General features: G+C 35.4%; 28 protein-coding genes. 7 read left to right on the top strand and 21 right to left on the bottom strand.

Annotated features, from left to right (window positions below; all coding sequences use genetic code 11):
• The first annotated feature begins 91 nt into the window (after positions 1–91).
• Positions 92–973: a hypothetical protein gene (locus tag FJR03_RS00140; RefSeq protein ID WP_193113664.1), complete on the top strand. Its 882-nt coding sequence runs from the start codon at positions 92–94 to the stop codon at positions 971–973.
• Here FJR03_RS00140 and FJR03_RS00135 read toward each other — a convergent pair.
• On the bottom strand, positions 966–2,015 hold the full coding sequence (locus FJR03_RS00135; protein WP_193113663.1) for an SO_0444 family Cu/Zn efflux transporter: 1,050 nt from the start codon (positions 2,013–2,015) through the stop codon (positions 966–968). The genes FJR03_RS00140 and FJR03_RS00135 overlap by 8 nt on opposite strands.
• A gap of 103 nt (positions 2,016–2,118) precedes the next feature.
• On the opposite strand from FJR03_RS00135, the gene FJR03_RS00130 reads away from it, so the two are divergent.
• Together FJR03_RS00130 and rpsU are read left to right on the top strand one after the other, a co-directional pair.
• A complete protein-coding gene (locus FJR03_RS00130; protein WP_193113662.1) occupies positions 2,119–2,520 on the top strand; it encodes a Crp/Fnr family transcriptional regulator in 402 nt (133 codons plus the stop codon).
• Between the two features lie 68 nt (positions 2,521–2,588).
• Positions 2,589–2,801, top strand: a complete 213-nt coding sequence (rpsU, locus tag FJR03_RS00125) for a 30S ribosomal protein S21 (RefSeq protein WP_152183121.1) — start codon at positions 2,589–2,591, stop codon at positions 2,799–2,801.
• A gap of 54 nt (positions 2,802–2,855) precedes the next feature.
• On the opposite strand, the gene FJR03_RS00120 is transcribed toward rpsU, so the two are convergent.
• On the bottom strand, positions 2,856–3,464 hold the full coding sequence (locus tag FJR03_RS00120; RefSeq protein WP_193113661.1) for a DJ-1/PfpI family protein: 609 nt from the start codon (positions 3,462–3,464) through the stop codon (positions 2,856–2,858).
• Positions 3,465–3,581: 117 nt separating this feature from the next.
• Between FJR03_RS00120 and FJR03_RS00115 the strand changes: the two genes are divergently transcribed.
• Together FJR03_RS00115 and FJR03_RS00110 are read left to right on the top strand one after the other, a co-directional pair.
• Positions 3,582–4,670: a linear amide C-N hydrolase gene (locus FJR03_RS00115; RefSeq protein ID WP_193113660.1), complete on the top strand. Its 1,089-nt coding sequence runs from the start codon at positions 3,582–3,584 to the stop codon at positions 4,668–4,670.
• A 5-nt stretch (positions 4,671–4,675) separates the two neighbouring features.
• Positions 4,676–5,464, top strand: a complete 789-nt coding sequence (locus tag FJR03_RS00110; RefSeq protein ID WP_226962132.1) for a transporter — start codon at positions 4,676–4,678, stop codon at positions 5,462–5,464.
• Here the strand turns inward: FJR03_RS00110 and FJR03_RS00105 are convergent.
• The 12 genes from FJR03_RS00105 to typA all read right to left on the bottom strand — a co-directional run bounded on the left by FJR03_RS00105 (position 5,454) and on the right by typA (position 15,191).
• Entirely contained in the window at positions 5,454–5,666 is a 213-nt protein-coding gene (locus FJR03_RS00105; RefSeq protein ID WP_193113659.1) for a hypothetical protein, read from the bottom strand. The two genes, FJR03_RS00110 and FJR03_RS00105, sit on opposite strands and share 11 nt — an antisense overlap.
• A gap of 1 nt (position 5,667) precedes the next feature.
• A complete protein-coding gene (locus FJR03_RS00100; RefSeq protein WP_193113658.1) occupies positions 5,668–6,033 on the bottom strand; it encodes a hypothetical protein in 366 nt (121 codons plus the stop codon).
• A gap of 15 nt (positions 6,034–6,048) precedes the next feature.
• Positions 6,049–7,116 carry a deoxyguanosinetriphosphate triphosphohydrolase family protein gene (locus tag FJR03_RS00095; RefSeq protein ID WP_193113657.1) on the bottom strand — a complete coding sequence of 356 codons (1,068 nt, stop codon included), beginning with the start codon at positions 7,114–7,116 and terminating at the stop codon, positions 6,049–6,051.
• Between the two features lie 82 nt (positions 7,117–7,198).
• Entirely contained in the window at positions 7,199–7,729 is a 531-nt protein-coding gene (locus tag FJR03_RS00090) for a PhnA domain-containing protein (RefSeq protein WP_193113656.1), read from the bottom strand.
• A 2-nt stretch (positions 7,730–7,731) separates the two neighbouring features.
• Positions 7,732–7,950, bottom strand: a complete 219-nt coding sequence (locus tag FJR03_RS00085; protein ID WP_193113655.1) for a hypothetical protein — start codon at positions 7,948–7,950, stop codon at positions 7,732–7,734.
• A gap of 8 nt (positions 7,951–7,958) precedes the next feature.
• Positions 7,959–8,792: an FAD-dependent thymidylate synthase gene (locus tag FJR03_RS00080; RefSeq protein ID WP_193113654.1), complete on the bottom strand. Its 834-nt coding sequence runs from the start codon at positions 8,790–8,792 to the stop codon at positions 7,959–7,961.
• A 50-nt stretch (positions 8,793–8,842) separates the two neighbouring features.
• Entirely contained in the window at positions 8,843–10,450 is a 1,608-nt protein-coding gene (locus FJR03_RS00075; RefSeq protein WP_193113653.1) for an HDOD domain-containing protein, read from the bottom strand.
• 35 nt (positions 10,451–10,485) lie between these two features.
• Positions 10,486–11,130 carry a protein-L-isoaspartate(D-aspartate) O-methyltransferase gene (locus FJR03_RS00070; RefSeq protein WP_193113652.1) on the bottom strand — a complete coding sequence of 215 codons (645 nt, stop codon included), beginning with the start codon at positions 11,128–11,130 and terminating at the stop codon, positions 10,486–10,488.
• A complete protein-coding gene (locus FJR03_RS00065; protein ID WP_226962131.1) occupies positions 11,131–11,856 on the bottom strand; it encodes a nitrilase-related carbon-nitrogen hydrolase in 726 nt (241 codons plus the stop codon).
• A 3-nt stretch (positions 11,857–11,859) separates the two neighbouring features.
• Positions 11,860–12,882, bottom strand: a complete 1,023-nt coding sequence (locus FJR03_RS00060; protein WP_193113651.1) for a ribonucleotide-diphosphate reductase subunit beta — start codon at positions 12,880–12,882, stop codon at positions 11,860–11,862.
• Positions 12,883–13,043: 161 nt separating this feature from the next.
• Positions 13,044–13,295, bottom strand: coding sequence for a hypothetical protein (locus FJR03_RS00055; RefSeq protein WP_193113650.1), 252 nt, complete (start codon positions 13,293–13,295; stop codon positions 13,044–13,046).
• Positions 13,296–13,382: 87 nt separating this feature from the next.
• Positions 13,383–15,191, bottom strand: coding sequence for a translational GTPase TypA (gene typA / locus FJR03_RS00050; protein ID WP_193113649.1), 1,809 nt, complete (start codon positions 15,189–15,191; stop codon positions 13,383–13,385).
• Between the two features lie 183 nt (positions 15,192–15,374).
• On the opposite strand from typA, the gene FJR03_RS00045 reads away from it, so the two are divergent.
• Positions 15,375–16,520 carry a CCA tRNA nucleotidyltransferase gene (locus tag FJR03_RS00045; protein ID WP_193113648.1) on the top strand — a complete coding sequence of 382 codons (1,146 nt, stop codon included), beginning with the start codon at positions 15,375–15,377 and terminating at the stop codon, positions 16,518–16,520.
• Here the strand turns inward: FJR03_RS00045 and FJR03_RS00040 are convergent.
• The 4 genes from FJR03_RS00040 to gyrB are packed head-to-tail and all read right to left on the bottom strand — an operon-like array spanning position 16,512 to position 21,094.
• A complete protein-coding gene (locus FJR03_RS00040; RefSeq protein ID WP_193113647.1) occupies positions 16,512–16,982 on the bottom strand; it encodes a hypothetical protein in 471 nt (156 codons plus the stop codon). The genes FJR03_RS00045 and FJR03_RS00040 overlap by 9 nt on opposite strands.
• Positions 16,983–16,985: 3 nt before the next feature.
• Complete coding sequence (gene queF / locus FJR03_RS00035) at positions 16,986–17,372, bottom strand: preQ(1) synthase (protein ID WP_193113646.1); 387 nt, start codon at positions 17,370–17,372, stop codon at positions 16,986–16,988.
• Positions 17,373–17,381: 9 nt separating this feature from the next.
• Positions 17,382–18,776, bottom strand: coding sequence for an EAL domain-containing protein (locus FJR03_RS00030; RefSeq protein WP_193113645.1), 1,395 nt, complete (start codon positions 18,774–18,776; stop codon positions 17,382–17,384).
• Complete coding sequence (gene gyrB / locus FJR03_RS00025) at positions 18,776–21,094, bottom strand: DNA topoisomerase (ATP-hydrolyzing) subunit B (protein WP_193113644.1); 2,319 nt, start codon at positions 21,092–21,094, stop codon at positions 18,776–18,778. The genes FJR03_RS00030 and gyrB overlap by 1 nt, the downstream gene beginning before the upstream one ends.
• A gap of 110 nt (positions 21,095–21,204) precedes the next feature.
• On the opposite strand from gyrB, the gene FJR03_RS00020 reads away from it, so the two are divergent.
• Complete coding sequence (locus FJR03_RS00020; RefSeq protein WP_193113643.1) at positions 21,205–22,161, top strand: lipid A deacylase LpxR family protein; 957 nt, start codon at positions 21,205–21,207, stop codon at positions 22,159–22,161.
• Here the strand turns inward: FJR03_RS00020 and FJR03_RS00015 are convergent.
• From FJR03_RS00015 to dnaA, 3 genes are all read right to left on the bottom strand, one after another.
• Entirely contained in the window at positions 22,158–23,018 is an 861-nt protein-coding gene (locus FJR03_RS00015) for a DUF3943 domain-containing protein (RefSeq protein WP_193113642.1), read from the bottom strand. The two genes, FJR03_RS00020 and FJR03_RS00015, sit on opposite strands and share 4 nt — an antisense overlap.
• Before the next feature lie 9 nt (positions 23,019–23,027).
• The gene (gene dnaN / locus FJR03_RS00010) at positions 23,028–24,095 is read right to left on the bottom strand and encodes a DNA polymerase III subunit beta (protein ID WP_193113641.1); all 1,068 of its coding nucleotides are present in this window, start codon (positions 24,093–24,095) and stop codon (positions 23,028–23,030) included.
• Between the two features lie 169 nt (positions 24,096–24,264).
• On the bottom strand, positions 24,265–25,575 hold the full coding sequence (dnaA, locus tag FJR03_RS00005) for a chromosomal replication initiator protein DnaA (RefSeq protein WP_193113640.1): 1,311 nt from the start codon (positions 25,573–25,575) through the stop codon (positions 24,265–24,267).
• Between the last annotated feature and the right edge of the window lie 100 nt (positions 25,576–25,675).

The following is a 25,675-nucleotide window of genomic DNA, read 5'->3' as shown; positions in this document are numbered from 1 at the left end:
TAACTAAAATTGTGATATTTCAACTATATATAAACAATTATTAATTTTTCTACTGCTAAAATTTGTGCGAACTTAATAAAAAAGGGATAAAATGAGTCAAATACCTATTCAAGTGATTAGACTGGGAATTGTAGCAGTAGCTGTCGGGGGAGTTATTGCCTTTAAAACAATAGCGGCAAATGCAGCAGAAGAGAAAATCGATAAAACGATCAGTAGCCTGGGGATACCAAAAGATAAAATCTCTTACGACGTATCTGTTGATCTAATTGGTTTTTCAACACATATAGAAGGTATTGAGATGAAAATATCTGATAAAGAGAGTTTTAAAATTGATGAGATTGTAATCAACGATATAGATACGGAAAATGAAGTACCTGAATACCTTGATGTTGAGATCAACGGTATGCACAATGACGCTAATGCACTTAAAATGGTTGACAGAAGTTTATACAGAGCACTAGATTCACTAAAAAAGGATGAGTTTATTACAAACTTTGCACTCAATTACAACTTCGATAAAGAGGCAAAAGTATTAAGTCTTGAAAACTTATCTTTTGATGTTGAAGATATGGGTGCACTATCGTTAACTACACAGTTTCATAATGTAAACTCCGTAGCAAATGCGGCAATGGGATTTAACTATGCAAAACTTGGAAAATCATCTCTGAGATATAAAGATGATTCTCTTGTAGATACACTAGTTACTTATAATGCAAAAAGATCCGGAAAAGATGCAGAGCAGTTTAAAGAGAAGATCTTAAATAATTTAAACAGAGATATCCAAAGAGCTGAAAAAAGGGAACAGGAACTTGAAGTAAAAATGTTAACTGCTATCGCAGAATTTGTTAAAGACCCTGAGTCTATCGAATTCTCTATGGAACCGGAAGAACCAATCAGTTTTAACAAACTCTCAAGAAGATTTACAAAAGAAAATACGCTAAAAACACTTAACTTCGATATAACAGTTAACTAACTGTTTTTCGAGTGATTATGGGCTTAAAAGTAAAATACAATACAAAAGCCCATAACACGATACTCGAACCTATCTCTATAGTTCCCGCTTCTTCATCGAGATGGATCATCTCTTTAATATCTACACCCTCTAAAATATAATCTAAACCGATTCCAAATACTACAGATCCAACTACTATAGTTCCAAGATAGATAGCCAGTGTTGTTTTCCCCAACATCTCTTTTACTACACCTATTGTCACCGTATTTGTCGCTGGACCTGCACTTAAAAACACAAATGCTGCACCCGGTGATACACCTGCTAACATTAATCCTGCTGCGATCGGTAACGATGCGGTTGCACAAACATACATAGGGACTGCGATTAAGATCACTATGATGTATGAAAGCCAAGAATATGTCAGTAGTATCTCACTCAGGTTTTCAGGAATAGCTACTGTGATCAAAGCACCTAGTAAAAGTCCTATCAATAATGGTGATGCAATATCTCCTAAAAGTGTGACAAAGGCGTATCGAAACACACCTTTAAAAGAAAACTTTTTACCCTCGCTGCTACAAGAAGAAGAGGAACAGCAACTTCCACCGCTGCAACAACTCTCACTCTCCAGAGTTTCTTGTTTTGCGATCTCTTTTTTTGTATAGAAATTTGCTATAACTCCGGCAATTATAGAGATAATCACGGAAGTTATCACTCTATAAATTGTAAATGCCCAACCAAACATTCCGTAAGTTGCAAGAATCGAATCAACGCCCGTGATCGGTGTCGAGATCAAAAATGAAAGCACCGAACCGTTACTTGCTCCGCTTTTTTTCAGTCCTGCAGCCAAAGGGATAACACCGCATGAGCATACTGGCAACGGGATCCCAAACAGTGCCGCTTTTATCACTGAGAAAAATGAGTTATGCCCCAGATGATTTTTTACTATGGTATCTGGTACCATTTCGTGTAAAATCCCTGCAAATATAAGCCCAAACAGAATGTATGGAGCCATCTCATTACTCAGATCAAATAGTGTGCTAAAAAACAGTGTGAAAAACTCCATCGCGAAAAACCTTTAAAATTTTATGCTAAAATCCCATATTATAGCAATCTAGTTTGAAAATATATTAATTTAATCATTCAAAAAACTAATAAAGGATCTATTTATGGATATGTCGGTATTTGAGTTTTACGACAAACTGGAACAACCTGCCAAAGACTTTTTAAAAATGAGACTCCATCCAGTAGAAGCACCTGCAGATACACTTCTATTTAATCAGGGTGATGTTTGTGACAGTGTTTTGTTTTTAACCTCGGGAGAGATAAAACTAACAAAACAAACAGAAGATAATCAAGAGGAGCTGCTCTATACGCTTCAAGCGGGAAAACAGTGTATAGTTAACACCGCTTCAACACTCTCACAAACCCCTGCAATCGCAACGGCAACAAGTACAACCGATATAACAGGATATATTTTAGATATGTATTCCTTGCAAGATTTGACAAAGAGAAGTGAACCCTATATGAACTATATTTTTTCGATCTATACGCTTGATTGTAAGAACTAGTTTGTCTTTTAGCCTTTTTTTCGCTATAATTCCAGTTCAAATTTTATACAGAAAGTGGGTGATGTGATATGCCAGGTATCGTACTACGCCAAGATGATAATTTTGATGCAGCTTACAGACGTTTCAAGAAGCAGACTGACCGTAACTTAATAGTTACAGAAGCTCGTGCTCGCCGTTTCCACGAAACAGAAACTGAAAAGCGTAAAAAATTCAAAATTGCATCTCGTAAGAAAATGCTTAAACGTCTTTATATGATGAGACGTTACGAATCACGCCTGTAGAGTTTAGCCCTTTGGGGCTTGCTCTCACTCTTTACTTCAAAAACCTCTAAAAATTCAACCATATAGTTTAGCAAACGGATCCCAACTCGGATCACTGTGCCATTCATACTCAACTTCATTTGCAATCGCTAAAGCTTCTTGTGTACCCAATATTTTACTTATAAGTCCAAGTGTCATATCCATACCTGCTGAAATACCTGAAGATGTAAAGTATCTGCCATCTTCAACCCAACGAGCTTCTTTTTTCCAGAGTACTTTCGAACCTTGAGAAACCACCCAATTAAAAGCTCTTTTGTTTGTTGTTGCATGTACTCCGTTAAGTAAGCCTGATTTTGCCATTAAAGCACTTCCTGTACAAATGGATGTGATATACTTTGCATCTTTTGACTGTATCTGGATCCATTCAAGTATCTTTTGGTTCTCTACCTCTTTACGTGTCCCCATACCGCCTGGGATCATTATAATATCATAACCACTGCTATTAAAATCATACTCTGCAACTACTTTTGGACCTTGTTTACTTACAACACTCCCTATATTTTGGGAAACCATACAGATCTCAAACACTTCGGGACGTGTCCCATACATCTCAAGAGGTCCAAAAACATCAAGTAGTTCAAATTGTGGAAATAGTAAAACACCGATTTTAAATTTGTTATTCATCATACAGCCTTCAATTTTATCAAATGAATAATATCACAGAAAAAATTTATTTATATTTATTTAGATGTAAAGAAAAGTTGTTACAATAGTCTAAATTTTTCAAATACAGGACAACAGATGAAAATAAAACAGTTTCTACTTTCACTTGCTACCGTAGCAGCACTTAGTTTTAGCCCGAATGTGGATGCATGTACAGGGATATGCCTCAAAGCCGAAGATAAAAGTGTTGTCTATGGACGTACTGGTGAGTTTGGAGTGCCGCTTGATATTCGTCTTATCGTGATCCCAAAAGGGATAGCTATGAATGGTGGAAAAATAGATGGAGCAAAACCGAAAAGCTGGACTACCAAATATGCCGTAGCAGGGGTTAACACACATGGAAGTGCAGAAGCTCTTGATGGAATCAATGAAGCTGGTTTACATGCAGGGGGATTTTATTTTCCGGACTATGCAAAATATCCAAAAGTAACTAAAGCTGATGATGGAAAGGTTGTCGCTCCGATAAATTTTGTAAACTTTATCCTCACGCAATTTGCAACACTTGATGAAGTGAAAGCTGCACTAAAAGATCTTAAACTATCAGGTGCAAAAATGAAAGAGTGGGGAGGGATTGTCCCGCCGTTTCATTGGATCGTAACAGATAAAACGGGAGCGTCTATCGTGATTGAGCCAGTCGATGATACCTTGAAGGTCTATGATAACCCTTTAGGTGTGATGGCAAACTCTCCAACCTTTGACTGGCACATGACTAACCTTAGAAACTATATCTACCTTAGTCCTGTAAATGTTCCACCTGTAAAGATTGAAGATATAACTTTTAGCCAACTTGGTGAAGGTTCAGGTTTAGGAGGTATCCCTGGAGACTTTACACCACCATCACGATTTGTGCGTGCGGCTTTCTACTCACAATCGGCTCCGCCAATGAAAAATGCAAATGAAGCTATGTTTGAAGCGTTTCACATTCTCAATCAGTTCGATATCCCAAAAGGCTCTGTAGCTGCGATGAATAAAGGCAAAAAGGTAGATGAGATCACGCAAGCAACCGTTGTTGCAGATCTGAAAAATCTAAAATATTATATCCACAACTACTACAGCAGAAGAATCAAGATGATCGATCTTCATGAGATCGATCCAAAAGAGAAAAAAATCCTCCAAATAGATCTGCCAAAACACGAAACAATCGAAGATCTGACACCGAAAAGATAGTTACTGTGGGGTTAAAAAAATATATCAGCTCTTTGATTTTAAGCGTGAGCTTGCCTATGGCTGCTTTTGCCGAACATAGCTCTGATGATCTTGCCAAAAAGCTTGCCAACCCTGTCGCTTCACTCATCAGTATACCCTTTCAATTTAATTACGATCGAAATATCGGTCCAAACGAAAAAGGGGTGCGAACCACACTGAACATTCAGCCAGTACTCCCTTTTGAATTGAGTGATGACTGGAATCTGATCTCAAGGACTATATTTTCCGTAATGGATCAAAAAGATGTGGTTTCAGGTTCTCAAAGCGGTCTTGGAGATACTGTACAAACATTCTTCCTCTCACCAAACAAAAGTAATGGTGGGCTTATCTGGGGTGTAGGGCCTGTATTTCTTTTACCAACAGCTACAGATGAACTTTTAGGTGGAGAAAAATGGGGTGTTGGACCATCTGCTGTTTTGATACAACAAGAGGGATCATACAACTTGGTCCTCCTTGCAAACTACATCAAATCTTTTGCAGGGGATAAAAACCGTACAGATATCTCTTCGGCTTTTGTTAATCCTGTAGTTTCAAAAAACATCCCTGGAGGATGGACTCTCGGAGTACAGCTCGAGCACACTTTTGATCTTAAAAATGAAGAGGATACAGGTGTTAGTTCAGCTTTTATCTCTAAAGTGACACAAATAAATGGACAAACACTAAGCTTCTCTTTAGTGCCAAAATACTGGTATAAAACAACGGATAACTCTGCTAAAGGATTTGGTTTACGAGGAAGTGTAGTATTTATTTTTTAGTAAACTTTGTAAAAAACTCAGTTTTCTCTCTCATAAAATAGATATTACTTGAATTTGTATACAAAACAGCATCTACCCATTCATCATTTATTTGAAGTTTTGCATTTGTAGATAAAATAAGATAATCAACACCCTTATATTCGTAGTAATTATCTAAGTCTTGAGCTCCATTTTTCTTAGCTATTTCATACTCTATAAACATTCTAAATCGTCGTTTCCATCTTTTGTAAATATGTCACCATATCCTCAAATTCAGAACCAAGTTCAGAACGTATGTCATCTATATGAGCATCAACAAATGTCGGTGAAAACTCAACCTGAGATAATGGTACTGGAGTCTCAAACTTTACACCCAACTGATCGAAACAGTAATTAAAATCTCTGATCTCTTCTTCGTTGGCAATGTCGATGGCATGTGCAATCGCCTGAATATTAATTCTCATCACTAAAAGCTGCATCTCCTGCTCTGATAAACTCTCAAGTGCATCTGCCAAGCCATTGATGATATAATCATATATTACTCTAGATAGTACAATCTGTTTTTTAGTTTTTAATGACAACTCTTCCATACAATCACTTTCTTGTTAAATTTTCCCGTACATCTCATTATAAAAGTTAAGTGCGTAACGGTCACTCATACTTGCAATATAGTCGGCTATAACTCTATGTTTATCTCTTTGTTCAAGCTGTTTGTAGTGAAATTCCGGAAGCATCTTTTCCTCTTCCATTAAACCTTTATAGAGCCCTTTAATCGCCTGAGCACCTGCATACATCTTTCGAACTATATTTTTATGCTGGTACATTTTAGTAAAAAGGAGTTTTTTCAGCTTCTTGATTTTAGTCTCAAGCTCCTTATCGTAACCGATAGGAAACTCCTCTTTGTCCTCTACTCTTTTTTCTGAGTACTCCAACAACGAATAAACTAAGTGATTGATCATATGGGAGCTGAAACGGTAACGGAACATCTCGTCATTTTCACTGCCAACACCCTCTGAAGCAACTTTATCCAAAATCTCACATACCAGCTCACTCTCTTTGAGATCTTCAAACGTAATCAATCCGGAATGAACTCCATCATCAATATCGTGACTAATGTAAGCGATCTCATCGGCACGATCAACGATCATCGCCTCATATGTCGGATGACGTTCAAGATCAAAATACTCATCTACTACTGGAGGGATAAATGATTTTCTATAAGGGTAAGAGTGTTTTAAAATCCCCTCTAAAGTTGCAAAGGTAAGGTTAAGCCCGTCAAAAGATCTATAACGTTTCTCCAGCTTGGTAACAACGCGAAAACTTTGGAAATTGTGCTCAAACCCATTTTTAAAACCGTCAGCTTTTAAACACTCATCTAAAGTATCGCCGCCGATGTGACCAAAAGGGGTATGACCGAGATCGTGAGCCAGTGCTATAGCTTCTGCCAAAGATTCATTGAGACCGAGTTCTGAGGTGATTGATCGAGCTATTTGTGAGACCTCGATTGAGTGTGTAAGGCGCGTTCTAAAAAAATCACCCTCGTGATTTAAAAAGACCTGCGTTTTGTATTCAAGTTTTCTAAAAGAGCCAGAGTGGATAATCCTATCTCTGTCTCTTGCATAGGGATTTCTAAAATCTTTGTCGATCTTATAAAATCTGTCTGTAAGCTTCATTGCTATATGTCTCCTTTTTACAAAAGCAAGCTTCTGCAAAAATTCCTTTCACTAAAGCTTTGCCTAACGGCAAGAGTAAAAACTACGCTTTTTTAATAAACTCTGTTTTTAAGAAGATTTTTGTTCCGTTTACACGACCTTCGATATGTGTCGGATCGTTTGGAGCAAGTGAAATTCTAGTAACCGTAGTACCGCGTTTTGCAGTAAATCCAGCACCTTTAACCTCTAAATCTTTCATAATCACAATGCTGTCACCCGCATGAAGTTCAACACCGTTACAATCTTTGTAAACAAGTTTGTTAGCTTCTGCATTAATCGCTTGTTCAGCTAATTTTAGTTCATCCTCTTCAAGATACATCATATCTACCATATCTTGACGACCAAGTTTGTTTAGTAGGATGTAGCTCATCACTTTTACTGCCGGTGTTTCACTCCACATAGAGTCGTTTAGACAGTTAAAATGTGTCTCATCAAGCTCACCGCTCTCAATTTGAGATTTACATGTAGAACATACATAGATGCTTTGCTCTTCACTCCCGTCACTTACCGGTAGTTCGATTAACTCTACACCTTCAGCACTTCCACATAATTCACATACTTCACTTCTTGCCATTTTTACTCCTCTTCTTTATCAAACTCTAGATCTTTGTTTGATACTTTTTTATCTTCTGTAACTTTATTGAAAGCCTTGTCAGCTTTCTTTTCATCGTACGCTCTACACTCTTCAGGCATTTCGCCCCCTTGAGTATTGATATTATCACACATAGTGCCTGTTATTCTAAAATGGGAACATCCACTAAAAACCAGCAACGAGAGAATGAGTAATTTATACATATATATTCCTATTTGTTTTTTACGATAAGATCAAGATATTTCTTTGGAGTAGCAGCCTTCATCGCCTCAGCCAGCCATCTGATCTGAAAATATGCAGCACCGCTGTCTCTTAGAGCAAAATAGTTTTTTAAACTTCTAAGATTGAACGTAACTACCATATCTACTTTTACGTTGTCTGAGATGATATGCTTAAATGCATCACCCACATTACGCTTTTTCTTTCCAGCTTCGAGTGCTTCATAAAGCTTCTGTGAATCACCTGCAAACTCCTCTAAATAGCCTAAAGAGCTTTTAGCAACCGAAATAGCATAAAAATCTTCCACTTTTTTTGATTGATATAGAAGCTTCTCATACATTCCCGAGATCTCTAAAGCGTTATAATCTTCATCTGCTGTTACAAACATATCGAAAGAGAGTATTTTTTGTATAAAAAACTCTTTGCCGCCACCTTGCAGAGAGGCTACAAATGCATTGATAATACTACTCATAGTGTAGCGTGTACTTCTCACACTGATTGCTTGAAGTCTGTGACGTGCATGCTCCTGCAGAACACCACGACTCGTCCCTCTTACCAAGTATGAAAGGTTTGCATGTTCTAAGATAGAGTGGTGAAAATAAGTCCACGCAAGATCGTCTAAGAGTTGCGATTCATCTATGCTGTTTAATTCACTCGTCATAGATTCATCGGGCAAAATGTTACGGATAGATTTAATAACATCATTTTCACTGTTTTCAAAGCTATCATAACATGTACGTGCAGCTGTTTCTGCAACACCTATACCTGTATCTTGCAGCAGTACTACCTCAGGTTTTGTGTATCTTATGCCGTAAATCTCTTCCATCTCTCGTATCCTATAACATGAATAATTTATTTTACTATAAAAAAGCTTATTTATCCTTGTGAAAGTTCGATCACGGAGTTAAGGGCATTTTGGAGTGTTTCTACATTAAGCCCTTGCTTAACAAGAAGTTGTTCCATTTTTTTAGGAATTGTAGGATTTATTTTTCCATCAAGTCCTATAAGATAAAAAACTACATGGTTCGCGAGTGCCAGATCGTATACTTCAACAGGGGCATGTTGTGGATTATCACTGAATCGTACTGAATCTACAATATCCCTGTCAAGATTCCAAAAACTCAGAATATTACTGCTTACCCTTGCCGTTGTGGTATGTATCACTTTTTGTTCTGCATATTCAATAGGAGAGTGCTCTAAAAATATTTTAAATACACCATCCTTTTTATTTTTTTTCAGCTCTTTTGCTATCAATAACTGTCCTAAATTCCCAAGAATAGCAGCTGTTGATAGAGTTGCTAAGGCCGATATGGAAACTTTCGAATACCATTTCAACATCAAAAGATAACGCTTTGTAGCTACATCCGAAAACTGTTTGTATGAGATCTTATACACCTCTAAATCACTAAAGTCAAAGTTTTTATGTAGCTGCTTTAAAACAATAGCATTAAGATATTTCTTTCCAAGTAATGAAACCGCTTTATCTATCGTTTTAATTTCGGGTAAATTATAAAGAGGATTCTTTACTTCCTGCATAACAATACCGGCAATGACAGGATCTTGTTTAACCGCTTGTATCAGATCTTTGATTGAAGCTTCATCACTATTACAAATACTCTGTATATTACGAATGGAATTTGGAAATGCTTGTAAACCCAAAACAAAGTTTTCAATCTCTTTGTTAGCAATCACAAACTTTCTCTCACCAAAATGAGACTCTGTTACAGTAATCAATTCACGTTTTAATTCATCGGGACGGATAGGGTAAGTAATCAGATGATGTACCCCTTGAATCATCAATTTTTTACGGGTAGTGGTATCTGTTTTATTCAATAAAACAATTAAAGCTGTTCTAGGTGCATACTTATATAAAATTCTAAGTGCCTGAATAGATTTATTTTTGGTATCTATAATACAAAGTTCCCCAGGCTTTTCTTGGATAAGTTCGCGAAACTGTTCTAAATCATCACAGAGAACCACTTCTCTCGTATAACGTTCTAAAAAAGATATCAGCTTATCAGAAACTTGTTTTTTATCATGAAAATAGTAAAGTTTATACTTCTTTAAAAGTGATAAAGGATCATTCTCAACCGCTTCACAAATATGCACTTCATTCAGAAGATTCTGCTTGATTTTACTCAGTTCTTTTGCACCACTTTGTAACTCTTCAATCCATTTAAAGTACTGAGTAAAAACATTTTTTAGCCAATCGTGCACATTTTTTGAAAGTGGAGGTACACTCTCTCTTAACGCATTTAAAACGCTTTCAACTTTTGCAGCTAATTTTTCAAGTTCATAAAAATGAAAATAGCCGCTGTTGGCTTTAAGACTATGAAAAATTCTAAAAAGCTTATTGATACAATCTTTATATTCTTGATTCTTTTCAAGTGAATCAAGACAATTTTGGATCTCTACAGATTCATCTTCAAGCTGATCCAAAAATATTTCATAAATCTCTTGATCAAAAGTATGCTCTTTAGGCAAAATGCTTCCTTCTTATAATCCAAATTTCTTTAGATCTATTTTACAACACCATCCAAAATAGGTACAAAATCACAATCTTCAAGCTCCTCTTCGATGATGCGATCTCCCCTTTTCATAAAACGGGTAATGACCTGTTTACCGTCTGCTTGCTCTATAGGAGCTACTAAGATCCCCTCATCTGCAAGCTGATCAAAAAGTTTTGCGGGAATCTCTTTTGCAGTGGCTGAGAAAAGAATACGATCGTACGGAGCATACTGGATCCATCCGTTTTGTCCGTCATCGGTACGTGTATGGATATTGTTAAGTCCAAGATCGCGAAATCTTTTTTTTGCTTCAAGTATTAAACTTTCAATTCTCTCAATCGTAAAAACTCCACGGAAAAGATGAGAGAGTACAGCCGCTTGATACCCGCTGCCACAACCAACTTCTAAAACTCTGTCTGCTCCTCTTGGGATCAAATATTCAGTCATCTTGGCAACTGTAAGAGGTGAACTTATATACTGGTTTGAACCTATCGGTAATGCATCCAATTTATATGCATTATGTCTAAAGCCCATTGGAACAAAAGCCTCTCTGTCCGTTAATGCTATCGCTTTTTTCACATACTCATCTAAACCACCCATTTTTGCTTCACAATCCTGAGCCAACTTTGCCGTTTTTGTCGCTTTTATCCTATCCAACTATTTTATCCCTACATCCAAATATCTTCTCATAACCGAGATCTCTTTTTTCTTATACTCCTGCGTTAAGCAAGGTGTATTCCCGTTTCGACTCTCTATTCCCTGCGGCGTGATAATCCCGCTTAAAACACTGCACTCATCATTAGCTGAATCACTCGCACAAACATAACACTGATTGATAATCGCTAACGTTTGTGTCAGTGCTCTAAAATGCTCGCTTCGAGATTTTCCCCACCAAGCAGGGATTACTATAATGTCGGCACCCTCTGTTTTTTGCCAGAGTTCTTTAAAACGAAGCTCAAAACAAATAAGCAGTGCGATCTTCACCCCTGCGATCTCAAAGATCTCTATATCGTTATCATCACCCTCTTGCATATACTTATGCTCATCACCAAGCTTAAAAAGTCGTGCTTTTGCCCTTTGATGAACTAAACTCCCATCCGCAAAAACTTTAGCCATATTATAAACTTTTCCATCTATACGCTCTAACATTGTTAGTATAACAATCTTGTTTTGTGAGTGTTTTTGGATCAGTGTGCTAAAGTGTGATGAGAGTTCTGTCAATTTGTCTAGATTTTCGTAATCAAAACCGCTTAGACAAACCTCTGGAGCTATTATGAGGGAGTTTTCTTCAACTCCGTCAATAGTAGTTAAAAACTCCTCTAGATTCTTTTCATAATCAGAGGTAGTTTTTAGTGAGAGTGTAACGAGATTTTCTATTTTCACTTTTTAAAAGTCGTCGTCAAATGTCAAACTACCTTTAGAGTAGTTTGTCACATTACCTTCAAAAAAGTTTGTTTTTTGATCGTTAAATTTTGCAAAGTCGTTTACCCATTTGATCGGATTTTCAACATTGTAAAGTTTTTCAAATCCAACCGATGTTAGTCTATCATCAGCCAGATATTTAATATACTGCTCAACGATAGCATCCGTAAGACCTAAGATCTGTCCTTGAGTAATATACTGTCCCCATTGTACTTCAAGCTCTACCGCTTGTTTAAACATCTCAATAACTTCTGCTTTTAAAGCATCAGTGAAAAGGTCAGGACGCTCTTTTCTGAGTGTATTGATAAGATTTTGGAATAGTACCAGGTGTGTAACTTCATCACGCTGGATGAAACGGATCATTTGCGCTGAACCTAACATTTTTCCTGAACGTGCAAGTGTATAGATATATGTAAAACCGCTGTAAAAATAGATACCCTCTAAGATCTGGTTTGCAAAACACGCTTTTACAAAGTTTGTCTCACTAGGATTTTTAGCAAGCTCTTGGTATACACCTGCGATAGCATCATTTTTATGCTTTAACATCATATCTCTACGCCATAATTCGTAGATCTCAACAGAGTTCGTAGAGATCGAATCAACCATAACCGCATAACTTTGTGAATGCAGTGCCTCTTCAAAAGATTGACGCACTAAAATAAGATTGATCTCCGGTGATGTTACATATGGGTTGATGTTATCAATAAGATTGTTTGTTTGTAATGAATCCATAAAAATCAGCTGTGAAAGTGCTCTGTCGTAAGCAGTTTTTTCCGAAGATGTAAGATTTTTGTAATCATTCACATCTTTAGTCATATCTACCTCTTTAGGGAACCATGTATTATTTAACATCATCTCCCAAAGATTGTACGCCCACTGATATTTGATGTTATTTAACTCAAAAATTCCTGTTGGATTACCGCCAAAGATTTTTCTATCGTTGACATTCTCTTTTGATTCTGGATTATATATCTTTTTTCTGTCCATAATGACCTACTCCAACTTTATAAAGTTTAAAATTATAGCTTTGTAAGTTTAAAATATAGCTTTTAAAAAAAGAAAAAATTTGTGGATTTATAAGAGAAGATTATCTCGAAATATCGCTTTTAATATTTCAAGATAAAATAGAAATTGCATTTAAATAAATTTTATTTCAAAGGCTTAGTAATTTTTTCCCCATCATACCTGTAGTCTTTCGCGATAGTATCGGCTTCTTCCTCAACAGACTTCATAACTTCATCTCTAAATTCGGTTGCAGTATGACCTGTTTCGTGAGAATATACGATGTATATACCTATTAAAATTGCTAAAATTGCTAATTTTGGATGATTATGTTGATAGAAATTAAATGCAAGAACTGCTAATAATACAAGTGGACCTAGATAGATTAAAGTATCCATACGTTCCCCCTCTACAATTTTATGGGATAAAGTATAACATAGATCGGTATCTCCTCCAATTTTATTAGAGAAGATACGTAAAAAAGTTTATTTAGTCTTTCTAGACTCTCTACGACGTTCCGCTTCTGTTAAGAATTTTTTACGGATACGGATGTTTTCAGGTGTAACTTCAAGAAGTTCATCATCTTCGATCCACTCTAAAGCACGCTCTAGTGACATATCACGTGGTGGAACAAGTTTGATAGCTTCATCAGCACCAGATGAACGAACGTTTGACTGTGCTTTACCTTTGATCGCATTAACAACAAGGTCATTGTTTCTTGCATGCTCACCAACGATCATACCCTCATATACTTTTGTTTGAGGAGTAATGAAAAGAACACCACGATCTTGAAGGTTAAATAATGAATATGCTAATGCTTCACCATTCTCCATAGAGATAAGTGCACCGTAAGAACGAGATTCAACACCACCACTATATGGACGGAACTCTAAGAAAGAGTGGTTCATTACACCCTCACCTTTTGTATCTGTTAAGAATTGTCCACGGAAACCAATTAGTGCACGAGCAGGGATCTCAAACTCGATTCTTTGGAAACCTGAACCCATTGGTACCATTGATTTCATCTCAGCTTTACGTTTACCAAGACGCTCAATTACAGTACCAGAAAGATCTTCAGGAACGTCAATAACTAAGTGCTCGAAAGGCTCACATTTAACACCTTCAATCTCTTTAACGATAACTTCCGGACGAGAGATACTAAACTCATACCCTTCACGTCTCATATTTTCAGCAAGTACTGTAATTTGAAGCTCACCACGTCCGCTTACTTTAAATTTACCCTCACCGATAACTTCAAGTTTCATCGCAACGTTTGTACGCATCTCAGCTTCAAGTCTGTCTTTTAGTTTATTTGAAGTAACATGTTTACCCTCTTGACCTGCAAGTGGAGAATCATTTACCGCATATACAACAGTAAGTGTCGGCTCTTCGATGTGCATAGGATCAAGTGCAACCGGATTGTTAGCATCACAAACAGTATCTCCAACGTCAACTGTTTCCATACCTGCAAATGCAACGATATCACCAGCTTCAGCTTGATCAATCTCCATACGGTTTAGTCCGTGGAAACCAATAAGTTTCGTAATACGTCCTTTTACGATCTCACCGTCAGCTTTTGCAAGAGCTACTTGATCACCTTTGTTAACTGTACCGTTGAAGATACGGCTGATACCGATCTTTCCAACATAGTTATCGTAGTCAAGTGTAAATACTTGCGCTTGGAAATCGTTTTCTGCACTACCTTCTGGCTCAGGAATTTCATTTACGATAGTTTCGAAAACACACTCGAAGTTACCGTCTGGCTCTTCCATATCAAGTTTAGCGATTCCATCACGAGCTGCAGCGTAGATAATTGGGAAGTCTAGTTGATCATCAGTTGCATCCATATCTGAGAAAAGGTCAAACATCTCATCTACAACACGCTCAGGCTCAGCTGAAGGTTTATCGATTTTATTGATAACAACGATTGGTTTTTTACCAAGTGCTAACATTTTCTTAACAACGAACTTAGTTTGAGGCATAACACCTTCGTATGCATCAACAAGTACTAAAACACCATCAACCATTTTAAGTACACGCTCAACCTCACCACCAAAGTCGGCGTGGCCCGGAGTATCGATAATGTTAATTTTATGGTCTTTATATCTGATAGCTGTATTTTTAGAAAGAATCGTAATACCACGCTCTTTTTCTAAAGCGTTGCTATCCATCGCTCTTTCATCATGTTGTTCATGAGTACCGAATGTACCAGATTGCTCTAGTAAACCATCAACCAAAGTAGTTTTACCGTGGTCAACGTGTGCAATAACTGCAATATTTCTAATCTTTTGCATTAGGGGTTTCCTCGTTTTGGAAAAATTTTCCGCGATTATACCTAAATTTAGGTTATATACTCGTAAAAATATGTTACAATTGTTCAGAAAATGAACTCAAAATTTCTTTTACAGACCACAGAAGTAAATAGTTTTTACTCTTTCTTTTAAAAATCAAAGCATAAAACAGATCGAAAGTGACCCATGAAAAAAGTTCAATATCCTGTTATTTTAGAGCAAATCTTCGAAAAATTAAATAGCTACGGCATAAAGCCTGTAATTATCGGCGGATATATACGGGATTCTTTGCTTCAAATAGATTCCAAAGATATAGATATTGAACTCTATGACGTAGATAATATTGATCATTTAGAGGTGCTCCTTTCCCCTTTTGGAAACATCAACGAGGTTGGAAAATCGTTTAGTGTTATAAAACTCAACATAGATGAACTCGATCTCGACTTCTCTCTTCCCCGAATTGACAGTAAAATTGCCAAAGGTCATAAAGGCTTTAAGATCACAGCAGACTCCCATCTAGATTTTAAAACAGCAACAAGCAGACGTGATTTTACGATCAATGCGATAGGTTACGATGTTATAACAAACAAACTGCTTGATCCATTTGGAGGGATAGAAGATCTGCAAAACAAAGAACTTAGAGCCGTCGATCTAGATAAATTTGGAGAGGATCCCCTACGTGTACTTCGGGCTGTACAGTTTGCATCACGATTTGAACTTTCAATGGATCAGAAATTACTGCAACTGTGTCAAGAGATGATACAAAACGATCAGCTTCTCTATCTCTCAAAAGAGCGGATTGTTGCAGAGATAGAAAAACTGCTTTTAAAATCTAAAAAGCCCTCCAGCGGTTTTCTTTTAATGAAAGAGATGGGACTGTTTCAAATTTTTCAGGAGTTTCATAATCTTTCAGAGGAGGATTTCAATTACACTCTCTCTTTGTTGGACAGATATAAAACTGTTACACACCAAGTGAAAAAGAAAGAGGCTTTTATAACAATGCTAACACTGCTGACATCAAAGTTTAGTGCTGAGGATCGTAACTCTTTTTTAGAACGTCTCACAAACGATAAAGAGATTTTACATAAAATCTTTAATCTGCACACCTTTTTACAATCACCGAGTTATACTTTGGCTATGAGGCTTGATCTGGAGTTACTACATGATTATCTGCAAACTATTGAGATGAAAAACTATCAAGATCTCATAAATAATATAGAGCCGAAAATAAAAGGGAAAGATTTAATAGCACAGGGTCTGCAACCCTCTGTAGAATTTTCAAAAATTTTAGAGGAGAAATACCAACAACAGATAAGTCGGTTTTTATTTTAATACATCTAGTTTTTTATTTACTTGTGAAATAGTTTGCATATTGATGATCGCCGTTTCTACTGCTTTTCTAAAGCGTGAATGATATATCTCTTTATATCTGTCATCATAATCATCTATAATCTCTTTATACACTTCTAAAAACTTATCAATAAGTTCTATACTTCCTAAAGAGATCTTTTTAGATTTTGAAATTAATAATATTAATTCAAAAGCTTTCTTTTTTTTGGAATCCATATCATCTTTTTTCAGATAATATTCACCCTTATCATTGATAGGATTTATCAGTCGTTTGAGTACTTCGTGTAATCCCTCCACGCTGATTTCAAATCCTGTAATTTTATTATTGACATATAGTCTCATATCGCTAAGATTCATTTTGGAAACTCTTTCGACAATATTTGGATCTATCTCTGTTCCTTCTTCTATGTCATTAGATTTATTTCCAAGAATCTTACCAAACATAACTCATTCCTTTGTTATTTTAGAGCTATCGATCTCGATAACTGTATGAACATTTCCTCTAGGCTTAAAGTCTGCAGTCAATTTTAAATACTTCGGTTTAATTTTATTATATATTGTATCATAAATTTCATTCGCTGAATTTTCGTGTGAAACATATCGTCCCATAAATGAATTTATATAAAGTTTTAATGCTTTTAATTCAACTACATATTCATCAGGTGTATACTCAACATAGATTGTTGCAAAGTCCGGGTAACCGCTTCTTGGACAAAGAGCCATAAACTCAGGCAAAGTCACTTTTATAAGATACTCTTTTTTATTTTCATTTGGCCAGATCTCCAGATCTTTTTCTACATCAAATTCACGTATCTCTTTTTCACCGTATTTCATAAATCTCTCCTAATCTTTTTCATAAAATTTTTTAACTTCAGATAGATACCTGCCTTGAATAAAATCTATATTTAATTCTTTAGCTAAATTATATCCATCTTTCTCTTCAATATTTTTTATCCAACTTTTAACACCATGTTCATGAGCCATTGCGTTAAAACCATCTATGATATTTCTGTTTTTTTCTAATTTATCAAGACGTGAATAGTAGGTATCAAATCGTATATAATCTATATCAAGCTCTCTCAAATATAAAAAGCTTGTATGAATTGAACCTATTCTGTCGATCCCTATAGAGATATTATACTCTTTTAAAGATTCGATAATTGCGTTATATCTGCTTGTATGTGAGTAATACTCCATCTCATATAAAACAAATATAACTTTTAAATTTTTCTTATCTCTCATAATCTCTTTGACTTTAGTTAAAAAGTTCTCGTTTCTAAGCGATGTAGGAAAGATATTGATAGCAATTTTTTCCTCTTGATTATAAACAGAAACCAGATGTTCAAAAACCCTCAGATCAAACTCAACACCAAGCCCTAACTTGTTAATAATCTTTATATATGTTTTTGGAAAAACAGGTTTTTGATTTAACCCTTTTAATTTTACAAAATACTCTTTAAAACTCTCATCTTTACCAATTACGTCTTGCGAACTTATAATTAAATCACAGTTTGTAATTGCTTGAATTACTGATAGTTCCAATTCATTTGGATCTATATTTTCATCTTTTGAATGCTCTTTAGAACCTCTAATACTCTCTTGTATTCCTAAAAGATTTTCAATTAAATAATCAAGTTTTTTAGAATAGTTTGTATCACTGATTGCACCTGAGATCTTTACCTCGATATCACCTACTTTGAGCTCACTTGCCTTTAAACACATAAGATCCAACAATGTTGAAAAATCTTCTTTTGAACCATCGAGGCCAATGATAAAATCACCACCTTTAAGATGCCCTATAGGATACCCTTCTATCCCTTCACTTCTCAAATATGCAGCAATCCATTCTGCTACTTCATGGAGCACTTTATCTCCATTTTTGATCCCGTAAAGATTGTTTATATCATTGAGATTATCGATACTTATCAATATTAAGGTGTAGTTTTTTTTGGACTTTATTTGTGCTTCTAAATACTTATAAAGATATTCACGTGCAAACGTTCCTGTTATATCATCAGTAATTTTTACATTAAAACCGTTATATATAAGGTAAAAAATAAAATAGATACTAAATACTAACAGTAATATAGCTTCAATATAAAATGAAGATTCTAAAGTATTATAATTTGTAACTAGTGTATGTGAAATAAACGCAACAATAAGCGCAAAGATAGGTAATCCCATTCTCAGCGCTAACTTAAAACGGTATTCCCTCTCTTTTGTTCGTGGTAATAGCATTAAACGTCTAGATGTTTAACATCTTTTGCATGTGTTTCTATGTAGTTTCTACGAGGCTCAACTTCATCACCCATAAAGAGTGTAAATGCATCTGAAGCTGCTTCAGCATCTTCAATATTTACTTGAAGAAGTACACGGTTTTCAGGTGTCATAGTTGTTTCCCATAACTGCTCAGGATTCATCTCACCAAGACCTTTATAACGCTGGATATACGCACCCTTCTTCGCATAATCTTTAATATCTTCAAGAACTTCTAAGATATCTTTGTCAAAAGAGATATCCCAGTCTTTGATCTTTCTGTAAACAAAATCTGCTTCACTGAAATGCGGAGCAGCAAAAAGTTCATCATTTACTAATAACTCTTCCATACCGCCATCAGTTTGTACAAACAGGTGGATCTCGTTTGTCTCTTCGTTGATTGTGTGAGTTAGGATGTTGTTATTGATAGAATCTAAGAAAGCCTTAATATCTTCAAACATCTCTTTTGCCGGTTTAGCAATAATATCCGGATTTTCAATAAAATGACGGATCAGTTTTACTAACGCATAACGACGCTCTAACGCTTCAAGTGATCCTGCATAATGATCAACCATTTTAAAGAATGCTACAAGATCGTTATGCCCGATACTTTCGATCTCTAAAGACTCAACACCGTTATCGATCAAGAAGTCATTCATAACTCTGTCATCTTTAAAGTAGATCTCTTTTTTCCCTTTTTTATAACGGTAAAGAGGTGGCTGAGCAAGGTAAAGGTACCCATTTTCTACAATATTTCTAAAATAACGGAAAAAGAACGTAAGTAGTAGTGTTTGAATGTGGCTACCATCAACGTCGGCATCGGTCATGATAATAATTTTGTGGTAACGTAATTTTTCTTCATTATACTCTTCACCGATTCCACAACCCATAGCCGTAATCATGTTAGTGATCTCATCAGATTTTAGAATCTTGTCTAAACGTGCTTTTTCAACATTTAAGATCTTACCTTTAAGCGGTAAAATTGCCTGGAACACACGATCACGACCCATTTTTGCCGAACCGCCTGCAGAATCCCCTTCCACCAGGTAAAGTTCACAGATAGATGCGTCTTTACTTTGACAATCAGCAAGTTTACCCGGAAGCGTTCCTACACTCATAACATCTTTACGACGAGTAAGCTCTCTTGCTTTTTTTGCAGCTTCACGACCGCGAGCAGCCATTAAAGCTTTTTGTACAATCGCTTTTGCTTCGATCGGGTTCTCTTCAAAATATTTGCTCAGTGCATCACCCGTTGCTTTTTGAACAAGTGGACGAACGTAAGTATTTCCAAGTTTTCCTTTAGTTTGACCTTCAAACTGTGGTTCAGGTACACGTACAGAAACGATTGCGATCAGACCCTCTTTAACATCATCTCCAGAGATCTTTACATCTTTCTCTTTCGCTGCACCGTTTTTAGAGTTATAGTTTGAGATTACACGAGTAAGACCTGCTCTAAAACCTGCCTCATGTGTACCACCGTTTGGCGTACGGATATTATTAACGAAAGAGGAAAACTTCTCATCATAAGCATCGTTATACATGAAAGCGATATCGTATTCGATATCTTCAGCTTTCCCTGTAAAAAAGTAAACAGGTGCTACCATCTCTTTTTTATTCATATCTTCAACATATTGAGAGATACCGCCTTCGAAGTGGTACACCTCTTTTTGTCCCGATCTCTCATCGTTGAATTTAATAGTGATAAATGGATTTAAGTATGCTAGCTCTTTAAATCTTTTTGCTAAATAGTCATATTCGAAAGTTACTGTTTCAGTAAAGATAGACGGATCAGCACTAAATTCAATTGAAGTTCCTGATTTTCTTGTAGTTCCAGTTACTGTTAAAGCTTCTTGAGGGATACCTTTTTTGAAATCTTGTTCATGGATCTCACCGTTACGATGAATAGTCATATGGAGATCTGATGATAAAGCATTTACAACAGATACACCAACCCCGTGAAGACCACCGGAAACTTTATAAGTATCTTTATCAAATTTACCACCGGCATGCAGTACTGTTAAAACAACAGTTGCAGCACTCATGCCCTCAGTTGGGTGCATATCTGTCGGGATACCACGACCGTTATCTTTTACACGACATTTTCCGTCTTTTGTTAAAGTAACTTCAATAGTATCACAATGTCCAGCCATTGCCTCATCTATCGAGTTGTCTATAACTTCGTAAACCAAGTGGTGAAGACCACGATGTCCCGTATCACCAATATACATACCGGGACGTTTACGAACAGCTTCTAAACCTTTAAGGACTTTAATATTACTAGCACCGTAATTTTGTTCCATTTATACACTCCAAAATAGCTAAATTAGCATAATTGTAGATATTTTATCCAAAAAAATATAAAAATTAGATTTATAGCTATTTATAAGTAAAATAAACATATACTCATAGCATGTTAAATAAGATAATATTATTGATTTTATTGATCTCTTCTCTTTTTTCTGAAACATTAGAAGTAAAAAATATTACTTTTACAACAGAAAATGATTCAGATTTTCGAGGTGATAATGATTATACTTACGGGTCTGAGATATCAATACTTTTTTACAGAAAAGATCTTAATAATTCATTGCTTCATATCCCTTTTACCGATTACAAACTTCAAGACAATTACATCTCATTTTCATATGCACATCAGATATATACCCCTGAAGATTTAAAAAATCAAAATTTAATACTTAACGATCGCCCTTATGCCGGTTATATGTATTTTAAATCGGGTCTTTATCAATCTTATAACAAAACTTTAAAATCTTTAGTTTTTCAATTAGGAATGTTAGGTCCATCTACAAATATGGACAGGGTACAAGAGGTGATCCACGCTAATATAGGTTCTGACGTACCTGAAGGTTGGGATAACCAGCTTAAGAATGAACTTGTTATTCAAATAAATTACGGATATAAAGAGTATATGGAACTTTCAAATAAAAGTGTCTTTATACCGGAGTACGGATTTGAACTTGGTAACGCTTCTACAAAAGTTTTTGTAGCGGGATTGTACAGATGGGGTGATATACCGAAAGATTACGGTTCAACTCAGATTGATAATACAAATGCCAACAAAATACCCCTTGATCCAAATAGACAATATAAAAACGCTTGGAGTTATTGTTTAAACCTTTCATTCAAAGCAAATTTAATTGCAAGAGATATATTTTTAGACGGTAATACATTTTTAGATTCACATAATGTTGATAAAAATATATTTGTTGCAGAAGTTGGATACGGAGTATCTGTAAATTATGGGCATCTTAGCATAGACTATTTAAGAAAACATCTTTCACATCAATTTAAAACTCAAAATAGAATTCCTAACTACGGATCATTAGTTATCTCTTATAACTTTTAAAACTCTATAGTAAGTATCAGACCAAAATCTTGATCCCTTGTAACAATTGGTTTTTCTTGATAGATATAAATATATTGTTGCTCCATAGAGTACCTTGGTTGATAAGTTTCAATTCTCAAAGTTGTATGAAGATCAAAAAAATTACTCAATCCATTAGATATATTTCCTATAGGATTTAAAAGAAAATAGCTAATATCTCCTAATGTTTCAGAGTTTAAAACTTTTCCTTCGTTACGATCAATCTTTTTTTCTAAATAGTAAAAACCTTCTCCCATAAGTGATCCGATAATAGGTGTAGAAAAAAGGTCCTGCCAAGAAGGGATCTCTGCAAATGCTTCATAACCATACTCCCAGACAACAGTTGAAAGAAATGCCGAATATAAAAAAGAGCCTTCTGGTGAAATACCATAACCTCTCGCCATTGTATAGTACCAGGCACCTGAAACCGGATGACCTATATAGTTGATTGCAAAATCGTCTTTATCCCATACAGGACCTGCTTTGACATGATCTTTCCATCGATCTCCAAGAGATTTCTCTTCGAGTGCATTTTTATCCCATTTAGAAACAGATTCAGGCATAACGTAAAGTAATCCGACAGTACCAATCATTAAAATCTGAGTATAAAAAGTACCTTCCACCAGATCTCTTTGTGGTTGTGTTAAAAGATTATTCACATTAATATTATTTGGATCGTAATCTGTTTGTATATTTAGAAGTTGATAATTTGGATTAAGTAAAGAGTTGTTTTTATAGAGATTGATCTCTTTGTATATATTTGGATTATTAAGATCTATCTGCTTACTTCCATACAGGGATATATGGAGAAGTAGCGTAAGCAGAAGGTATTTAGTCATTGAAACTGTTTATATAACGATCGGCATTACTACTGTTATAAAATTTTCATCACTTAAAATAAACGGTAGATTACCTTCGTTTAATTTCATTGTAAATTCTGAAGAGTTGATTGAATTTAAAAAGTCAAGTAGATATCTTGAGTTGATCGCTACTGAGAATGGTTCACTAAAACCTGTAGAGATCGAGATCTCAGTTTTAGCTTCAATATTGTCATCACTTAAAGATTCGAAAGTGATAGTATCGCTAGCAAATGTTATTTTTACATCTGTAGAGATTGTTGTGATCTGTTTAATTGAGTCGATCATATTTGCTTTTGGTAAAAGAAGATTATATTTAGTCTCTTTAGGGATAATTCTTGAATATTCAGGGAATTTTCCGTTAATCAGTTTTGTAAAGAATGTATACTGGTTTGAATGGATAATTAAGTTTGTTTCATCATAGTAAAGTTCTATATTGTCAAAGAACAATTTTTGGATCTCTACGATCGCTTTTTTAGGGATAATGATCGAGAGTTGGTGATCGTTGTTGTTTGCTATATTTACAACAGCTAATCTTCTTGTATCTGTTGAAGCAAAATTAATAGCATCGTTTTGAATATCTATAAGAGCACCGTTTAGTTCAAACTTCGGATTGTTTGTATCAATTGCAGGTGTGATCTTTTTTAGTGATTCTATTAATGTGTGTGATTCAATAGAGATACGTGATTTATTTTCATATGATGGAAACTCAGGAAAATCTTCATGTGAAAATGTTGGTAATTTGAATTTAGAGCTCCCTTGTTCAATATGAAGCATACCGTTTCTAACTTCAAGATCGATGTTTCCGTCTTTTAAAATTCTAACGATATCTAAGAACTTCTTACCGTTGGAAGTTACACTTCCCTCTTGTTCGATATTTATATCATTTACAGTTACTAAAAAACCTATTTCATAGTCTGTTGCTTTTAGAGTTAGTTGATTATTACTAGCATTTAAAAATACATGAGAAGTGATCTGTGAAGTATCTTTTTTTTCTAAGAACGGTCCAGCATGAATAAGTATATTTTCAAGTATAGATTTTGATATAGTAATTTTCATATGAATTTCCCTATATATTTTATAATTTTTAGTAGCTAGTAGTAGGTGATAGTGAATATGTGAAAATAGACTCTAAACCGCTAAATACTAGTACTTTTTAGATGTGATGAGATTCTTTTATTCATTCACATCTATTCACTTTTACAATTATATCTTTTTTTTCTCAAAACTACGAAGAAGATGAAAGTTTATTTGTAAGTTCATCTATTTTTACTTTGAAATCTTCATCTTTTTCTATTAAGTCGTTGATCTTTTTGATCGTATGTGAAATAGCCGTGTGATCTTTCATACCGAAGTACTGAGCAAGCTGAGGCATCGTACTTTGTGTAAGTTCACGACAGATATAGATACTGATACGTCTAGCGTATACAATGTTTTTACTACGCCCTTTGCTGCGGATCTCACTCGGTTTTATGTTGAGATCTTTTGCAACAACGTTTGTAATCGTATCCATAGTAAGGTTTTGACGATTCTCTTTGATCTGATCTTTGAGAACGTTTTTAGTAAACTCGATATCTATATCAACATGCATCAGTTGTGAATAAGCATGAAGTTTTGAGAGGATTCCCTCGATCTCACGCACATTACTCTCAATAACAGTAGCTATATAGTTTACGATCTCATCTGAGAGTTTTACTTTATTGATCTCACATTTTTTCTTAATAATCGCAATTTTCGTCTCTAGTTCAGGCGGTTGAATATCGGCAACAAGTCCCCATTCAAAACGGCTTTGCAGACGTGCTTCAAGGCCACCTATCTTTTTAGGGTGCTTATCGGCAGTAAGGATGATCTGCTTTCCTGTCCCTTTAAGTGCTTCAAAGGTGTGGAAGAACTCCTCTTGGATCCCCTCTTTGTTTGAAAGAAACTGAATATCATCGATCAGTAGTACATCACATTTACGGTATTTTTCTTGAAATCTGTCCATAGTTTTGTTTTTCACATGGCGGATAAAATCATTTAAGAACTGTTCAACCGTAGCGTAGATAACAACTTTTCCCGTATTTTGTAAAACGTTACCCGCAGCTTGCATAAGGTGGGTTTTCCCAAGTCCAACACCCCCGTAGATAAATACCGGATTGTACACTTTCCCTGGGTTTTCACTTACACTTTTAATAGCTGCGTAGGCAAACTGGTTTGATCCTCCGACCATAAAATTGTCAAATGAATAAGATGGGTTAAGCAATGAACTTGTTTTTGCTACCTCTTTTGCCGTTGTTTTGGCCTTTTTTGTAGTTTTGGCAGACTTTAGTGTAATGCTTACAGTTACTTTGTTTCCTGTTTTAATTTCAAAGAGATGGGCCAACTTATCTGTATATTTATTTTTGATCCAATTCACTACAAGTGCATTTTGTGCATAATACACCGCAAGATCACTTGAAGATTTTTTCAGATCGTAATCCAGATGTCTGATATATCTGTTATATTCCAGTTCAGTTATCTCATTTTTGAGCTCTTCTAAGACCTCTTGACCAATATTCACATTTAACTCGCTTATCTCTAATTATATGTGAATAGTATCTTTTTGATCCATAAAATAGGGTTAAATGGATGTGAATAAGTAAAAAAGTTCTATGTGATTA

The sequence above is a fragment of the Sulfurimonas marina genome (genome assembly GCF_014905095.1).
GTDB classification, from domain to species: Bacteria; Campylobacterota; Campylobacteria; order Campylobacterales; family Sulfurimonadaceae; genus Sulfurimonas; species Sulfurimonas marina.
This window is presented reverse-complemented; position numbering and strand designations above follow the sequence as displayed.

Coding starts and splice junctions, on each gene's coding strand:
- FJR03_RS00135 (WP_193113663.1), bottom strand. CDS start 2,015: ATGGAGTTTTTCACACTGTTTTTTAGCACACTATTTGATCTGAGTAAT.
- gyrB (WP_193113644.1), bottom strand. CDS start 21,094: ATGGAACAAAATTACGGTGCTAGTAATATTAAAGTCCTTAAAGGTTTA.
- queF (WP_193113646.1), bottom strand. CDS start 17,372: ATGAAATACGGTGAAAAAGAGATACGTGAATTTGATGTAGAAAAAGAT.
- FJR03_RS00140 (WP_193113664.1), top strand. CDS start 92: ATGAGTCAAATACCTATTCAAGTGATTAGACTGGGAATTGTAGCAGTA.
- FJR03_RS00015 (WP_193113642.1), bottom strand. CDS start 23,018: ATGACTAAATACCTTCTGCTTACGCTACTTCTCCATATATCCCTGTAT.
- FJR03_RS00055 (WP_193113650.1), bottom strand. CDS start 13,295: ATGGATACTTTAATCTATCTAGGTCCACTTGTATTATTAGCAGTTCTT.
- dnaN (WP_193113641.1), bottom strand. CDS start 24,095: ATGAAAATTACTATATCAAAATCTATACTTGAAAATATACTTATTCAT.
- FJR03_RS00090 (WP_193113656.1), bottom strand. CDS start 7,729: ATGGCAAGAAGTGAAGTATGTGAATTATGTGGAAGTGCTGAAGGTGTA.
- FJR03_RS00060 (WP_193113651.1), bottom strand. CDS start 12,882: ATGGACAGAAAAAAGATATATAATCCAGAATCAAAAGAGAATGTCAAC.
- FJR03_RS00045 (WP_193113648.1), top strand. CDS start 15,375: ATGAAAAAAGTTCAATATCCTGTTATTTTAGAGCAAATCTTCGAAAAA.
- FJR03_RS00105 (WP_193113659.1), bottom strand. CDS start 5,666: ATGTTTATAGAGTATGAAATAGCTAAGAAAAATGGAGCTCAAGACTTA.
- FJR03_RS00120 (WP_193113661.1), bottom strand. CDS start 3,464: ATGAATAACAAATTTAAAATCGGTGTTTTACTATTTCCACAATTTGAA.
- FJR03_RS00095 (WP_193113657.1), bottom strand. CDS start 7,116: ATGAAGCTTACAGACAGATTTTATAAGATCGACAAAGATTTTAGAAAT.
- FJR03_RS00080 (WP_193113654.1), bottom strand. CDS start 8,792: ATGGAAGAGATTTACGGCATAAGATACACAAAACCTGAGGTAGTACTG.
- FJR03_RS00085 (WP_193113655.1), bottom strand. CDS start 7,950: ATGTATAAATTACTCATTCTCTCGTTGCTGGTTTTTAGTGGATGTTCC.
- FJR03_RS00030 (WP_193113645.1), bottom strand. CDS start 18,776: ATGCTATTACCACGAACAAAAGAGAGGGAATACCGTTTTAAGTTAGCG.
- rpsU (WP_152183121.1), top strand. CDS start 2,589: ATGCCAGGTATCGTACTACGCCAAGATGATAATTTTGATGCAGCTTAC.
- typA (WP_193113649.1), bottom strand. CDS start 15,191: ATGCAAAAGATTAGAAATATTGCAGTTATTGCACACGTTGACCACGGT.
- FJR03_RS00100 (WP_193113658.1), bottom strand. CDS start 6,033: ATGGAAGAGTTGTCATTAAAAACTAAAAAACAGATTGTACTATCTAGA.
- FJR03_RS00115 (WP_193113660.1), top strand. CDS start 3,582: ATGAAAATAAAACAGTTTCTACTTTCACTTGCTACCGTAGCAGCACTT.
- FJR03_RS00020 (WP_193113643.1), top strand. CDS start 21,205: ATGTTAAATAAGATAATATTATTGATTTTATTGATCTCTTCTCTTTTT.
- FJR03_RS00130 (WP_193113662.1), top strand. CDS start 2,119: ATGGATATGTCGGTATTTGAGTTTTACGACAAACTGGAACAACCTGCC.
- FJR03_RS00040 (WP_193113647.1), bottom strand. CDS start 16,982: ATGTTTGGTAAGATTCTTGGAAATAAATCTAATGACATAGAAGAAGGA.